A 14,216-nucleotide genomic window follows, 5' to 3' on the forward strand; every position below is an offset into this window, starting at 1 on the left:
AAGCTAAGCCTTTCAGCGCCGATGGTACTGCAGGGGGGACCCTGTGGGAGAGTAGGACGCCGCCGAACAATCATTGTGGGAAAGCCCCGGAACACAGTTCCGGGGCTTTCCTGCGTTTCAGGACGGGTTCACCAGTCTCGTGTCGTACGCCAGAATCACTGCCTGGACCCGGTCCCGTGCGCCGGTCTTCGCCAGAATCCGGCTCACATGCGTCTTCACCGTCGACTCCGCGAGATGGAATCGGTCGGCGATCTCCGTGTTCGTCCATCCCTGGCCGATGACGGTCAGGATCTCCCGTTCCCGGTCCGTCAGCCGTGCGAGCCGTTCGTCGAGGACACGCGTCGTCGGAACGGGGCCGTCCTCCGGGAGGTGCTGCACGTACGTGTCGAGCAGGCGGCGGGTGAGGCTCGGTGCCACCACCGCGTCGCCGGCCGCCACCGCACGGATGCCCGAGAGCAGTTCCTCCGGCAGTGCGTCCTTGATGAGGAAACCGCTCGCCCCGGCCCGCAGGCCCTTGTAGGCGTACTCGTCCAGGTCGAACGTCGTCACGATCAGCACCCGCGTACGGTCGCCCGCGGCCACGATCCTGCGGGTGGCCTCGATGCCGTCCAGGCCGGGCATGCGGATGTCCATCAGCACCACGTCCGGGCGCAGTTCGGCGGTCATCCGCACGGCCTCCGTGCCGTTGCCGGCCTCGCCCACCACCGTCAGGTCGCCCTGGCTCTCCAGGAGCATCCGGAAGCCGAAGCGCTGCATGGGCTGGTCGTCGACGATGAGGACGGTCGTCACGAGGCGGGTTCCTTCGGAAGTCGGAGATGCACGCGCCAGCCCCCAGGGGGCCGGTGCAGGGGACCGGCCTCAAGTGTGCCGTCGTACATGGCGGTTCGTTCACGCATTCCCGTCAGACCGCCGCAGGAGTCGGCCGGTGTCCTGCCGCCCCTGCCCGTGTCCGTCGCCTCGACGGACACCGTGCCGTCCTCGGCGCAGGTCACCACGACCGTGGCCGTGGCACCGGGGCCGCCGTGCTTCAGCGTGTTCGTCAGCGCCTCCTGCACCACCCGGTAGACGGCGAGCTGCCGGCCGGCCTGGAGGGAGCGGGGATCGCCGTTCACCGTGAGGGTCACCGGGAGCCCTGTGGCCCTGACGCCGTCGGCGAGGCGTTCCAGGCCCGCGAGGTCCGGCTGGGGAGCGAGGTCGGCGGCGGGCGCGGTGTCGTCGCGCAGGACGTCCAGGAGCCTGCGCAGTTCGGTGAGCGCCTGGCGGCTGGTGGTGCCGATGGCCGCGAGTGCCTGTGCCGCCCTCTCGGGGGAGGCCGTGGCCGCGTAGGCGCCGCCGTCGGCGAGGCCCGTGATGACGGACAGGTTGTGGCCGATGATGTCGTGCATCTCCCGCGCGATACGGGTGCGTTCGGCGGCGGCGGCGAGCTGCGCCTGCTGGTCCCGTTCGATCTCCAGCTGCCTGGCCCGCTCCACCAGTGAGGCCGTGTAGTCCTTGCGGCTGCGGACCGCGAGGCCCAGGAGGGCGACGAGGGCGAAGCCGTACAGGTTCGGGACGAACTGCTGGTCCCAACTCCCGACCGGATAACGGGTCGCTCCCAGCGCGAGGGGGACGAGGGTGAGCGCGAACGACCAGGTGAGCGTGCGCAGCGGCAGTCGCAGCGCGATGTGGAAGACGGCGATCAGCTGAAGGAACGCGGCCTGGAGATGCGCTCCGGTCCAGGCGTTGACCACGGCGAACGGCAGCATGCACAGCAGCACCCCGAGGGGCTGCGTCCGCCGGCGGAGCAGGGGAACGGAGAAGCCGAGGCTCATGGTGACGACCAGCCAGACCGGCACGGTGTCGTCGAAGGCGATGTTCCGCCAGCCGCCCGAGGCATCCGTCAGCGCGGCGATCACGCAGAAGGCGGTGAGGTGCAGGTCCCAGCCGAGGGGATGGCGGCGGTCGAAGCCGCGCAGGCGCTCGCCCAGGCGGTGCATCCTGCGGGTCAGCGGCTGGGCGCCCGCCGCCCAGTCCCGGTCGGGGTCGCCCGGCTGCCGCATGCTTGTGGGCCTGTTCGTCACCGCTTCATCCTCGTGCGTCCGTGGGGGCCCGGTCAGGCGGTTCGCAGGGGTCATACGTCCCTGCGCCTGAGCAGCAGCGCCGCGGCCGCCAGTGTGGCCGCCGCCCACAGCACCATGGCGAGGAGCGCGGCACCGGGTGAAGGGGCACCGGGGACGGGGTCGGCGGACATCAGGACGACTGCCGTCTTGTCCGGGAAGTACTGGAGGGCGTCGTGGACGATGTCGTACGGCAGCATGCCGATCACCTCGGGAAGGATCATGACGCCGCCGATGAAGGCGCCGTTCGCGCCGGGGACGGAGCGGCACAGCGCGCCGAGGCCGAGCGCGATCAGGCCGAGCAGGGTGACGGCGGCCGAGCTGCCGACCAGGGCACGGAGCACGCCCGGGTCGCCGAACGACGCCTCCTGATCGGTACCCGCGAAGAAGACCTGGGCAGCGGGGAAGGTGACGAGCGCTGTCACGAGGGACACGGCGAACGCCGCCACGGTGAACACGGCCGCCTTCGACCACAGGACGGGCAGCCGGCGGGGCACGGTGGTCATGGTGGCGCGGATCATGCCGTTCGCGTGCTCCCCGGCGGTGACGAGGATGCCGAGGACACCGAAGGCGACCTGCGCGAACTGGATGCCGATGAGGGTCAGGACGACCGTGTCCACATCGCCGTCGCCGCCGCCGGTCTCGTATGTCGCGCCCATGACGAGTCCGACGCCCAGGGTGAGCAGTGACGCGGAGAGCAGGGCCGCCCAGGTGGAGCGTACGGTCCACAGCTTGTGCCATTCGGAGCGCAGGACGCCTGGGGTGGTCAGCCGGTACGCGGTGGTGCTCATGGGGTTGCTCCTTCGAGGGAAGCGGATGCGGGTGAGACGGCGGCCTGGTACTCGACTTCGTCGCGGGTCAGGTCCATGAACGCCTGCTCCAGGGAGGCGGTCAGCGGGGTGAGTTCGTACACAGGGATGCTGTGGGCGGCGGCGGTGCGGCCGATGTGCTCGCCGTCGGCGCCGCGCACGCGGAGCTCGCCGGGTGCGCCGGAGGAGATCTCGACGCCGGGGCCCGCGAGGAGTGCGGCGAGGGCCGATGCCTCGGGGGAGAGGACCTTGACCGCGTCCGTGCCGGAGCTGCGGACGAACGCCTCGACCGTGGTGTCGGCGAGGAGCCGGCCGCGGCCGACGATGACGAGGTGGTCGGCGGTGAGGGCCATCTCGCTCATCAGGTGCGAGGAGACGAGGACCGTGCGGCCCTCGGCGGCGAGTGACTTGAGAAGGGTGCGGATCCAGAGCACGCCCTCGGGATCGAGGCCGTTGACCGGCTCGTCGAGGACGAGGGTGGCGGGGTCGCCGAGCAGGGCGGCGGCGATGCCGAGGCGCTGGCCCATTCCGAGGCTGAAGCCCTTGACCCGGCGGCGTGCGACATCGGTGAGGCCGGTCAGTTCGACGACCCGGTCGACACGGGAGGCCGGGATGCCGTGGGTGTGGGCCAGGGCCAGCAGGTGGTTGCGGGCGCTGCGGCCGGGGTGGACCGACTTGGCCTCCAGCAGGGCGCCGACCTCGGTGAGCGGGGCGGCGTGGCCCGCGTAGGCGCGGCCGCCGACGGTGGAGGTGCCGTGGGTGGGCGCGTCGAGGCCGAGGAGCATGCGCATGGTGGTGGACTTGCCGGCGCCGTTGGGGCCGAGGAAGCCGGTGACGCTGCCCGGCCTGACGGTGAAGGAGAGGTCGTGGACGACGGTCTTGGCGCCGTACCGTTTGGTGAGTCCGACAGCTTCGATTCCCTGAGGGCTGGTCATGTCGTCGACGCTACGGAGCCGGCCGGCCGGTCGCGTCCGACCCCGGGCGGCAGCCTGCGCCGGGCGGTAGTACCGGGGTACGACGCGGCCCGGCCGGGTCCGGGGTCGGAAACCTCGTTGCCGGGGCGCAGCGGCGTTGGCCAGTATCGGGACATGGACTACGTCATCCGGCCCGTGCGCGCCGAGGAATGGGCCCGGGCCCGCGAGTTGCGGCTTGCCGCCCTTCAGGATCCGCTGGCTTCGATCGCGTTCCTGGAGACGTACGAGGACGCCGTGGCGCGGCCGGACTCCTTCTGGCAGGAGCGCACGGCCTCGGTGGCGGCCGGCCGCGAGGTCATCCAGTTCATCGGCGAGGCCCCGGACGGGAGCTGGGACGGCACGGTGTCGGTGCTGGTGGAGCGGCCGGGAGCGGAGGCGCGGGTCGGGAAGCCCGCGGCGGTGGAACAGACCCATGTGGTGGGCGTGTTCGTCCGGCCGGAGGCGCGGGGGAGCGGTCTCGCGGACGCGCTGTTCCGTGCGGCCCTGGAGTGGTCCTGGGCGCTGGAGTCGCCGCGGGTGGAGCGGGTACTGCTGATCTTCCACACGGACAACGTGCGGGCCGAGGCGATGTACCGGCGGGCGGGCTTCGTGCCGAGCGCCGACACCTCTCCCGTTCCGGGGGACGAGATGGCGCGCGAGTACGAGGTCAGGCGCGAGGCCGTCTGAGGATCAGTGGGAGGGCAGGGGGGCCGTCCAGCGGGCGCGGGCCTGTTCGGCCGAGCGCAGCAGGACGAGCGTCGGCAGGCCCTGGTCCTGGCCGGTGGCGAGGAGCTCGGGGAGCACGGGCAGCGGCGCCACCGCCGCGACGTCGTCGAGGACGAGGGTCAGTGGTGGGTCGAGCCGACCGTCGGATGACCGTGCGGCCATGCGGCGGCCGTGCTCGACCACGTCTGAGGCGAGTGCCGTGAGCAGCGGCATCGCGCCGGGGTGGGAACGCGGATCCTCGATCGGTTCACCCACCACGTAAAGCGTGCCCGCTTCGTTCGCAAAAGATTCCAAGGCGAGCGAATCGGTTCGGTTCGGGTTGCATGCCTCACGGATGTGGACCGACGACAGCGCCGCGAAGGCGCGGCTCGTCAACTGCTGGGCGATGTCCCGGCGTTCCGGATACGCGGTGAGCGCCGACTCCAGCAGTCCGGCGAGTCCGGCGGCGGCCTTGGGGTGCGTGCGGAGGATGCGTACCGGCTCGTGGGCTCCGGTGCCCTGGGCCCAGCGGTGGACCTGGCGGAACGGGCGGCCGTCCACGGCCGCGGCGTGCAGCCAGCATCGCAGGAGCGTTTCCGCTGTGTCGGCCATGGCGGCGTCGATCAGGGCGCGGGGGCGCACGGGCGCGAGGAGGGCAGTGGCCCGGGCGGCCGCGATCCGTTCGTCCTCGCAGCCGGCGGTGGGTGACCAGTGGAGCCGTGCGGGGGTGTCGCACAGGTGCCCGGGATCGTAGACGAGAACGGGGCCCAGCTTGGCGCGGGCGCCCTTCGTCTCCGTCCACACGGAGGCGTCGGAAGTGACGACGAGGACGGGACCCTCGGCGTCGAGGAGCGCCTGGACGGTGGACGGCCGGCGGGTGGCGGGGTCGCCGTACAGGACGCGGGAACCGGTGCCGCGCGGGCCGGGGACGGCGGTCGGAACACCCGTGGGCGGGTAGGGGACCGGGGCCGCAGCGGTCGTCGGGCTCGCGGGCGTGCGCGGGTACGGAGCCGGTGCGGGAGTCGCCGTCGCCGCAGGTTCGGCCGGCGGGGATGCGGGGACGGGGCCGGGGCCGGGGTGCGTCGGCTCGGCCGGCTCGGCCGGCTCGGGCACGGGCGGAGCCGGGGCCCCGGACGCCGTCTCCCCGGCCGGGGCGGCCGGGAACGCCGGGGCGGCTGTAGACGCCGTGTCGGCTGGGAACGCCGGGGCGGCTGTGGACGCCGTGTCGGCTGGGAACGCCGGGGCGGCCGCGCCGCGCGGCTCCGACGGCGTCCGCGCGAGCGCGTGCCTCTCGGTGCGGGGCCTCGCGCGGACCGCACGCCAGCGTGCCACCGTGCCCAGAGTGAACACGCTCAGCACGACCAGCACCATCAGTTCGCCGATGGCCAGGCCCCAGAACAGCCCGTAGCCGGAGAGCTCGCCGGGCGGAGTCGACGGCCAGGCGGCGGGCAGGTCCTGCGGGGCCGAGACCAGCGACCGCACCGCTGTGGGCGTGGTGGCGAACGTCACTCCCGTCGGCCAGGCGCCGTGCGCGAACAGCCCCGCCAGTCCCGTCGCCGTCCACACCAGCACCGTCAGCCCGAGCACCAGGCCCAGCAGCCCGACCAACAGTCCGTCCGGGATGCCCCCTTCGCGCTCCCGGTCGCGACCCCGCCTCTGGCGCCCCTGCTCCATCTCACGCCACCGTCGACTCTGAGGACTCGTCCATCTGCTGCTGCCGCTCGATCAGCGCCGCCCGCTGCTCCGCCTCCCACTCCGCGGCCTGGACGTGCTCCGGCACCGCGGGCCGCGAGGACTCCGTCATCGCCCGGTCGGTGAAGACGAGGGGCCGTTCGGCCTCGGTCACCAGGTGTTTGACCACCTGGACGTTGCCGTTGACGTCCCAGACGGCGATGCCGGGGGTGAGCGTCGGGATGATCTCGACGGCCCAGCGGGGCAGGCCGAGCACCCGCCCGGTGGCCCGCGCCTCGTCGGCCTTCTGGGCGTAGATCGTCCGTGTCGACGCCATCTTCAGGATGGCCGCGGCCTCACGTGCCGCCGCGCCGTCCACCACGTCGGACAGATGGTGCACGACCGCCACGAACGACAGGCCGAGCCGTCGCCCGAACTTGAGCAGCCGCTGGAAGAGCTGCGCGACGAACGGGCTGTTGATGATGTGCCACGCCTCCTCCACCAGGAAGATGCGCTTCTTGCGGTCGGGCCGGATCCAGGTGTGCTCCAGCCACACGCCGACGATCGCCATCAGGATCGGCATCGCGATCGAGTTGCGGTCGATGTGGGACAGGTCGAACACGATGAGCGGCGCGTCCAGGTCGATGCCGACCGTCGTCGGCCCGTCGAACATGCCGCGCAGGTCGCCGTCGACGAGCCGGTCGAGGACGAGGGCCACGTCCAGGCCCCAGGCGCGTACATCGTCCAGGTCGACGTTCATCGCCTCCGCGGAGGCCGCCTCGGGGTGGCGCAACTGCTCCACGATGTCCATGAGGACGGGCTGCCGGTCGGTGATCGTCTCGTTGACGTGGGCGTGGGCCACCTTGAGCGCGAAGCCGCTGCGTTCGTCGAGGCCGTGGCCCATGGCGACCTCGATGATGGTCCGCAGCAGGGCGAGCTGGCCGGTGCTGGTGATCGCCGGGTCGAGCGGGTTGAGGCGGATGCCGCCGTCGAGCGCCGTCATCGGGTCCAGCCGGATGGGCGTTATCCCCAGCTCCTGCGCGATCAGGTTCCACTCGCCCACGCCGTCCTCGCCCTGCGCGTCGAGGACGACGACCTGGCGGTCGCGGAAGCGCAACTGCCGCAGGACGTACGTCTTCTCCAGCGCCGACTTGCCGTTGCCGGACTCGCCGAGCACCAGCCAGTGCGGGGCGGGGAGCTGCTGCCCGTACAGCTGGAAGGGGTCGTAGATGTAGCCCTTGCCGCTGTAGACCTCGCGGCCGATGATCACGCCCGAGTCGCCGAGGCCGGGGGCGGCCGTCGGCAGGTAGACGGCCTGCGCCTGCCCGGTCGAGGTACGGACGGGCAGACGGGTCGTCTCCACCTTCCCGAACAGGAAGGAGGTGAAGGCATCCGTGAGGACGGACAGCGGATCACGCATGGCTGGTGGCCCCTATCGGCGGATGCCGGTCGCGAACGGAAGGGTGTTCACAAAGGCCCTGTGGTGCTCGCGGTCGCACCACTCCAGCTTCAGGTACGACTTGCCGGCAGAGGCCCTGATCGTGCGCTTGTCCCGGGCCAGGGCCTCGGGCGAACGCGACGACACAGTGATGTACCCGACGAGGTTGACCCCCGCCGCACCGCTCGCGAGATCTTCACCCCGCTGGTCGAGCCGTCCGTGCGCGGCGATGTCGCGCGGGTCGACGGTCCGGTTCATCTTGGCGGCACGGCTGGCGTCCGCCTCGTCGTTGGTCTTCTCCGTGAGCATGCGCTCGATGGCGACCTCGGTGGGCTCCAGGTCCATCGTCACCGCGACCGTACGGATCACGTCGGGGGTGTGGACGAGCAGCGGCGCGAGGAAGTTGACGCCGACCGGGGTCATCGGCCACTCCTTGACCCACGCGGTGGAGTGGCACCAGGGGGCGCGGGTGGAGGACTCGCGGGTCTTGGCCTGGAGGTAGGTGGGCTCGACGGCGTCGAGCTCGGCCGGCCAGGCGTTTCGTTTCGTCATCGCCTGGATGTGGTCGATGGGGTGGTCCGGGTCGTACATGGAGTGCACGAGGGACGCGAGGCGGGCCTGGCCGAGGGGCTGCCGTACGCGGATGTCCGCCTCGGCCAGCCGGGCGCAGATGTCGGTGAGCTCGCGGGCCATGACGACGGCGAGGCCGGCGTCCTTGTCGAGCCGCCTGGCGCCGGAGGCGTGCTTGGCGGCCCGGGCCATGGCGTGGGCCTCGGCCGCCAGTTCGCGCGAGTAGTGCATGCAGGCGACGAGGTAGGCGCGGTGCTGCTCGCTGGAGGTGGACACCATGGACTGGAGCTGGTCGTACGACTCCTGGAGCCAGGCCGGTGCCTTGTCGTCCCCGCGCTGGGCGACGTCCTTGGCGTGCGCGTCGGGGTCGGCGGGCAGGGTGCGCGCGAGCATCTGAAGGCGCGTCACGAAACCGTCCCCGTTGGCGACGTGCTTGAGCAGCGTGCCGAACCGGTCGACCAGCGCCTCCTGGTCCTCGCTGTCGCGCAGTCCGACGCCGGGGCCCTCGATCTCGATGGCCGCGGTGACGGTGCGCCGGTCGGCGTGCAGCAGGACGGCGATCTCGTCGGGGCCGAAGGGGGCGGCGAGCCAGTTGATGCGCCCGATGCCCGGCGGCGGGCCGACCTCGATCTCCCGCCCGTCGATGCGGGTGCCGGCCTCGACGGCACCGGAGCGGTAGGTGGTGCCCTGGCGCAGGGTGCGCTTGTAGCTGCGGTTGATTTCAAACCATTTGTAGAAGGTGCGGCCCTTGTAGGGGACGTACACGGCGGCGAGCGCGAGCATCGGGAATCCCGTGAGCAGCACGATCCGCAGGGACAGGACGGGGACCAGCAGCCCGCTCATCATGCCGAGGAACGCGCCGGCGATGATCAGCGCGATCTCGCCGGTCTCGCGGTTCTTGCCGACGATCGCGTTCGGCCGGGCGCGGCCGATGAGGTACGTGCGGCGGGGCGCGATGGTTGGGGACTGGGTCGTCAACGCCGGCCACCTCCTGTGCTGTTGCGGTTGCTGTGCGGGGTGCCGCCGGTCGGGGTGCTGCTACGGGGCGAGGGCGCGGCTCCCTGGCCCGTACGGCTGCCGTGTGCTGCGACGCCGCCGCTGACGGGGTTGGCGGGGCGGGGCGTGCTTGCGCCCGAGTCACCGCCGGTGCCCTGGTTGCCGCGGGAGCTGTGGGTCTTGATTCCCTGTGAGACGAGGGCGGCCGGGGAGCTGATGACGGCGGCGGCCTTGCCCTCGGCGGCGTTCTGGATGCGGTTGTTGCGCGAGTTGGCGATCTCGTCGCCGAAGCCCGGGACGAAGCGGTAGATCATGGCGGAGGCGAAGATCGCGAGCAGGATGATCGAGAGCCCGGACACGACGGCGGAGAAGGAGTCCGGCCCCTCGCCCGCGGACAGCGCGCCGGCGAGGCCGAGCACGATGACGATGACGGGCTTGACCAGGATGACGGCGATCATGATCCCGGCCCAGCGGCGGACGTGGCCCCACATGTTCTTGTCGACGAGCCCCGCGTAGACGACGACGCCGAGGAGGGCGCCGACGTAGAGCAGCACGGCGCGGATGAACAGCTCGAGGTAGAGGATGCCGGCGGCGAGGACGGTGACCAGCGCGACGATGATCAGCATGATCGGGCCGCCGCTGATGCTGTCGCCCTTCTGGAGGGCCTCCTTGAAGCTGCCGAAGAAGATGTCGGTCTGCTCACCGGTCCCGGAGGCGACGACCTCGGTGACGGCGTCGGTGGCGGTGACGACGGTGTAGAGGATCAGCGGCGTGAAGGCGGACGCGAGGACGGTCAGCCAGAGGAAGCCGACTGCCTCGGAGATCGCGGTGGTGAGCGGTACGCCGCGGATGGCGCGCTTGGCGACGGCGAGCAGCCACAGGATGAGCGTGAGGACGGTGGCGGCGGCGAAGACGATGGCGTAGCGGGCGAGGAAGGCGGGGTTGGTGAAGTCGACCTCGGCGGTCTCCTTGACGGCGCCGGAGAGGTAGTCGAGCAGGCTGACGGCGGCGTCGGCGCAGCCCCGGGCGAGGGAGGAGAGGGGGTCGAGGGCGGTGGCGGGGTCGTCGAGGCCGGCGGGGGTGCGGCGGCCGGGGGCGCTGTCGCCGTCTTCGCAGTAGTCGCGGGCGGGGCCCGCGATGAGTCCGCACGGGTTGTCCGTGGGGCTCGGCGCGGGTGCGGGCGCGGCTGCTGCCTTGGTCGCGAACAGGATCGCCGCTGTTTGCACGGCCGTCACGAGTGCCAGCAGCTTGTGCGGGCGGTAGCGAGGGCTAGCGGGCATACGTGAACCCTCCGAATCCGTTGACCGCGTCCGCAATTTCGTCCGAGCCCGAGACAGGGTTGTCACCGGTGACGGGCGTGGGCCCCGTCTTCTGGCTGGTTTCCAGGACCTTCCAGTCAGAGCCGTTCCACTTCAGCTTGACGCTCACCGTGAACCAGCCGCTGGTCACCGGCTTGGTCGACTTCTCACCGGTCAGACCGAACAGCCCCATGCACCACACGTCGATGTCAGCGGTCTCCCCCGCGTACTTCAGCACCTTTGTCCCGGCAGGCAGCGTTCGGTTGACGAACGTGCTGCCCGCAGGCGCGGTGCCGTCGGCGTTCAGACCGATGTGACCGAGGAATTCGGCCGAGTAGTCCGCGTCGAATCCGGACTGCAGCCTGTCCAGAGTGCTGTCGTCTGCGACAGTCGCGACGATCGCTTGACGGCGCTCCTTGTTGAACATGCCGTCAGACCCCAGTGCTGCCGCGTAATTCGCCGCCGCGCTCTGCGCCCCCTGCTCGTCCCGCGCATAGCCCGTCGGGATGCCGCCCTCGCTGCCCTTCACCGGACGCACCCCCGTCGCCGCCGTCGGGTGGCTGTCCGGGGACTTGCCGGTGTCGTCCGACGCGCCCTCCGCCCCGCCGCCCTTGTTGGCGAAGGCGATCGCCGCAAGCAGCAGCACCACCACGCCCACCACCCCGATCAGCGAGCGCGAGGTGCGCACGGGGCGGCGGGCGCCGCCGTAGACGTCCTCGCTCGTGCCCGGGAGCCGGGTGCGGGTCTGGCCCGAGCCGCCGAAGCCCTCGTTCGTACGGCTGTCGTGCTCGTCGCCGAGGCTCATCTCGGGTAGGCCCCCTCAACCGGTCGTGGACGTGCTGCATGGCCCGCCGTCGCGGGATGGTGACGTGTCTTCAGGAACTTCGGGTACATCGGGGAGACGCAACCTCGGGGGTGGGCCGGGCGAGCCCGGAGGGGACGGGCTAGACGGCCATGCCGTACACGATGGTGAACAAGGTCCCCAGTGAGCCGATGATGAAGACGCCGGTGAGTCCGGCGACGATCAGGCCCTTGCCCTGCTCCGCGCTGAAGGTGTCGCGGAGCGCCGTCGCTCCGATGCGCTGCTTGGCCGCGCCCCAGATGGCGATGCCGAGGCAGAGGAGGATGGCAACGGCCATCACGACCTCGATCATCACTCGAGCCTCGTTGCCCAGGCTTCCGAACGGCCCCCAGTTCGGGGCGATACCGCCGATGATGGTGGTGATGTCGCCCTTTTCGGCTGCCAGGATCATGTAACTCACCGCCCCTGTTGGGTTGTTCGCCGCCCACACCCCTCGGCGCGGGCCAGGTTCTATCTTCGCTGATGAAACCGCCCGCGTAAGCCGACTTCGAGGGTCTCTTTACCCGATCTCCGCACGTTTGACCGAAGCGGCTGCCCTGACCTGCGAGGGCGTGGCGCGATTCGATTCTTGTACACATATCGTCACTCTGTGTATCACGGAGAGTGACTCCGGGCAATGACTGTCGTTGTCCCACCTTTGGGAGCTTTTGCCCTGAGCGGCGACCCCGCTGTTTATTTCTCTCGCGAGCGAGATAACTTGGAGGCGTCGGGTTCGTCGGCGTGCAGGCGCCGGACGCCCGGACATCTCGCACGCATGGAGGATTTGCCGTGGTCCTGCCCGCTCCGTCACCGCCCGCCCCGTCGCCCCGGGCGCTCCCTCCGGCGCGGCGCCGCTCGCCGGGCCGCGTCGTGGTCGCGTATCTGACCACCACCGACCACAAGAAGATCGGCACGCTCTATCAGCGTCGCAGTCATCCTGGGAACGGCGGCCGGAGCGGCCTGAGGCCGGCCGGCGGCCGGATGCATCAGGAGGAGTCTGACTCCAGGGCGGCCAGGAGCTTGCGCAGGGCGTCCGCGACCCCTGCGCGTTCCTCCGGCTCCAGTACGGAGAGCACGTCGCGTTCCAGGCCGAAGTGCTGTCCCAGAGCCCGGTCGATGTTCGCCCGGCCCTCCTCCGTCAGACGCACGAGCGTGCTTCTGCCGTCGGCGGGGGAGGGGCCGCGTTCGATCCAGCCCTCCCGCTCGAGCCGGTTGAGCCTTCCGGTGATGCCGGCGGAGGAGACGATCAGGGCCTGGCGCAACTGGCCGGGGGTCAGTGTGTAGGGAGGACCGCTGCGCCGCAGTGCCTGCAGCAGGTCGAAGTCCCCGACGTTGGCGATGGGCATCCCGCCGGGGCGGCGCAGCCCGGTCGCGAACCGCTCCTCCAGCAGCTGAGCCGCACGCAGCAGGCGGGCGATCACCGCGCTGGACGACACGTCCAGGTCAGGCCACTCGCTCCGCCACTCGGCCATCATCGCGTCCACGCTGTCGCCCTCGTCGGCGACGTGGATCTCGTCGTCCTCAGCCATCTCGGAGGCAAGCGTAGCGACAGCGCCACGAAGGAAATCCCACCCTGGCGGACGCGCCCGGTGACGGAAGGGGCTGGGCGTGTGGCCACCGCACGTCCAGCCTTGCGCATCAGCACAGTTGATGACGAGTCAGCTGCGGAGCGCGCATGGTTGGTCGGTCTGATGTGATTCGAACCATTCCTCGTTGCTCGCGGAAATGTGCGCATGGCAGCATTCGCGGGTGACTGAGAACGGGGATGATGTAGCGAAGCCTCAACCGGTGTCAAAACTGGCTGAGTTGGCGGAGACTTCGATTCCGGCGACTCCGCCGGTGAACGAGCAGGCAGCGGTGACGCCGCCGGTGGGGGCGCCGGAGCCGGAGGCGGAGCCCAAGGCGGTTTCGGCGGAGCTGTCTGTACCGCCTGTGCCGCCTTTGCCGCCCGTGCCGGAGTCGGCCGTGCCGGATACGGATCAGGTCGATGAGGTGGCGGTGGCGCGGCGGGGGTTTGCGCGTTTGCTGGGGGAGTTTCGGCGGTCGGCGGTGTTGGTGCCGTTCGATGAGCACGGGAGTCTGTGGACGGCGGATTTCAACGGGGTGCGGTGGATCTGTGCGTTCTCGGACGAGGAGGCGTTGGCGCGGTTCGCTCGTGCGCAGGGGGGTGCGGGGCGTGAGTGGGCGTACCGGACGATTCTGGGCGCGCGGCTGCTGGATGTGATGGTGCCGATGCTGCCGGGTCCGGGCGGGGTTGCTTTGGATGCGGGCAGTGACGAGGGGATGGTGTTTCCGCCGGTGGCGGGGATCGTTCCGGATGAGGTGGCGGTGGATCTCGGGGAGTCCGGGGAGCCTGGCCATGTCGGGGAGTACGGGGGTGTGCGGTGACTGGGGGACAGCCTGAGCTTGCGGCGGCGGCGTCGGGGCTGGCGGAGATCGCGAAGGGGATCAATCTGGCGCATGCCGAGCTGAAGGAGCTCGGCATGATCGGCGAGGCGTCGGTGGGCCGGGGGTTCTCGGATCTGGCGCTGTCCGGGCTGGAGCTGGGTCACGGCGGGTTGACGGCGGAGTTCGAGACCTTCTGCAGCCGCTGGGAGTGGGGGGTTCGCACCCTGACGCTCAAGGGCAACGCCTTCGCGCAGGGGGTGGGGCTGTCGGCGGGGTCGTTCGCGGAGCAGGAGCAGTACGTCAAGGACTCGATCAAGATCGGTGTGAACTCGCTGAACGGCAATCCTCATCTGTCCGAGGACGAGGTCAAGCAGATGAGCTGGGACACGATTCGTGACCAGCACGCGTGGGACAACGCGGACTGGAGCGCGGAGTCGATGCGTGAGGCGCA

14 protein-coding genes are annotated in these 14,216 nt (G+C 70.8%); 3 read left to right on the forward strand and 11 right to left on the reverse strand.

Translation table 11 applies throughout. The features are described from left to right. Positions 1-117: 117 nt before the first annotated feature. The 4 genes from AB0K02_RS33495 to AB0K02_RS33510 all read right to left on the reverse strand — a co-directional run bounded on the left by AB0K02_RS33495 (position 118) and on the right by AB0K02_RS33510 (position 3,840). Positions 118-789 carry a response regulator transcription factor gene (locus AB0K02_RS33495; protein ID WP_365996385.1) on the reverse strand — a complete coding sequence of 224 codons (672 nt, stop codon included), beginning with the start codon at positions 787-789 and terminating at the stop codon, positions 118-120. Continuing rightward, positions 786-2,039 (reverse strand): histidine kinase, encoded by a 1,254-nt coding sequence (locus AB0K02_RS33500; RefSeq protein WP_365996397.1) that lies wholly within the window; start codon positions 2,037-2,039, stop codon positions 786-788. Before AB0K02_RS33500 ends, AB0K02_RS33495 begins: the two co-directional genes overlap by 4 nt. Positions 2,040-2,110: 71 nt before the next feature. Then, on the reverse strand, positions 2,111-2,887 hold the full coding sequence (locus AB0K02_RS33505; protein WP_365996386.1) for an ABC transporter permease: 777 nt from the start codon (positions 2,885-2,887) through the stop codon (positions 2,111-2,113). Then, positions 2,884-3,840, reverse strand: coding sequence for an ATP-binding cassette domain-containing protein (locus tag AB0K02_RS33510; protein ID WP_365996387.1), 957 nt, complete (start codon positions 3,838-3,840; stop codon positions 2,884-2,886). The genes AB0K02_RS33505 and AB0K02_RS33510 overlap by 4 nt, the downstream gene beginning before the upstream one ends. A 153-nt stretch (positions 3,841-3,993) precedes the next feature. Here AB0K02_RS33510 and AB0K02_RS33515 point away from each other — a divergent pair, with 153 nt between their 5' ends. Then, entirely contained in the window at positions 3,994-4,545 is a 552-nt protein-coding gene (locus tag AB0K02_RS33515) for a GNAT family N-acetyltransferase (RefSeq protein WP_365996388.1), read from the forward strand. A 3-nt stretch (positions 4,546-4,548) separates the two neighbouring features. Here the strand turns inward: AB0K02_RS33515 and AB0K02_RS33520 are convergent, their stop codons facing one another. From AB0K02_RS33520 to AB0K02_RS33550, 7 genes are all read right to left on the reverse strand, one after another. Further along, positions 4,549-6,237 carry a type VI secretion protein gene (locus tag AB0K02_RS33520; RefSeq protein ID WP_365996389.1) on the reverse strand — a complete coding sequence of 563 codons (1,689 nt, stop codon included), beginning with the start codon at positions 6,235-6,237 and terminating at the stop codon, positions 4,549-4,551. Position 6,238: 1 nt separating this feature from the next. Next, positions 6,239-7,654 carry an ATP-binding protein gene (locus tag AB0K02_RS33525; RefSeq protein ID WP_365996390.1) on the reverse strand — a complete coding sequence of 472 codons (1,416 nt, stop codon included), beginning with the start codon at positions 7,652-7,654 and terminating at the stop codon, positions 6,239-6,241. 12 nt (positions 7,655-7,666) lie between these two features. Further along, the gene (locus tag AB0K02_RS33530) at positions 7,667-9,220 is read right to left on the reverse strand and encodes an SCO6880 family protein (RefSeq protein WP_365996391.1); all 1,554 of its coding nucleotides are present in this window, start codon (positions 9,218-9,220) and stop codon (positions 7,667-7,669) included. Then, a complete protein-coding gene (locus AB0K02_RS33535) occupies positions 9,217-10,518 on the reverse strand; it encodes a hypothetical protein (RefSeq protein ID WP_365996392.1) in 1,302 nt (433 codons plus the stop codon). The genes AB0K02_RS33530 and AB0K02_RS33535 overlap by 4 nt, the downstream gene beginning before the upstream one ends. Then, positions 10,508-11,341: a hypothetical protein gene (locus AB0K02_RS33540; protein WP_365996393.1), complete on the reverse strand. Its 834-nt coding sequence runs from the start codon at positions 11,339-11,341 to the stop codon at positions 10,508-10,510. The genes AB0K02_RS33535 and AB0K02_RS33540 overlap by 11 nt, the downstream gene beginning before the upstream one ends. A 139-nt stretch (positions 11,342-11,480) precedes the next feature. Next, entirely contained in the window at positions 11,481-11,789 is a 309-nt protein-coding gene (locus tag AB0K02_RS33545; RefSeq protein WP_142217964.1) for a hypothetical protein, read from the reverse strand. A 574-nt stretch (positions 11,790-12,363) separates the two neighbouring features. Then, on the reverse strand, positions 12,364-12,906 hold the full coding sequence (locus AB0K02_RS33550) for a MarR family transcriptional regulator (protein ID WP_365996394.1): 543 nt from the start codon (positions 12,904-12,906) through the stop codon (positions 12,364-12,366). Positions 12,907-13,126: 220 nt separating this feature from the next. Between AB0K02_RS33550 and AB0K02_RS33555 the strand changes: the two genes are divergently transcribed. Both AB0K02_RS33555 and AB0K02_RS33560 read left to right on the forward strand, forming a co-directional pair. Then, positions 13,127-13,765: an SseB family protein gene (locus tag AB0K02_RS33555; RefSeq protein WP_365996395.1), complete on the forward strand. Its 639-nt coding sequence runs from the start codon at positions 13,127-13,129 to the stop codon at positions 13,763-13,765. Next, the coding region (locus AB0K02_RS33560; RefSeq protein WP_365996396.1) for a hypothetical protein at positions 13,762-14,216 on the forward strand (455 nt) is incomplete at its 3' end. The genes AB0K02_RS33555 and AB0K02_RS33560, both read left to right, overlap by 4 nt.

Origin of the sequence: Streptomyces sp. NPDC049597, from assembly GCF_040675505.1 — a bacterium.
Classification (GTDB): Bacteria; Actinomycetota; Actinomycetes; order Streptomycetales; family Streptomycetaceae; genus Streptomyces.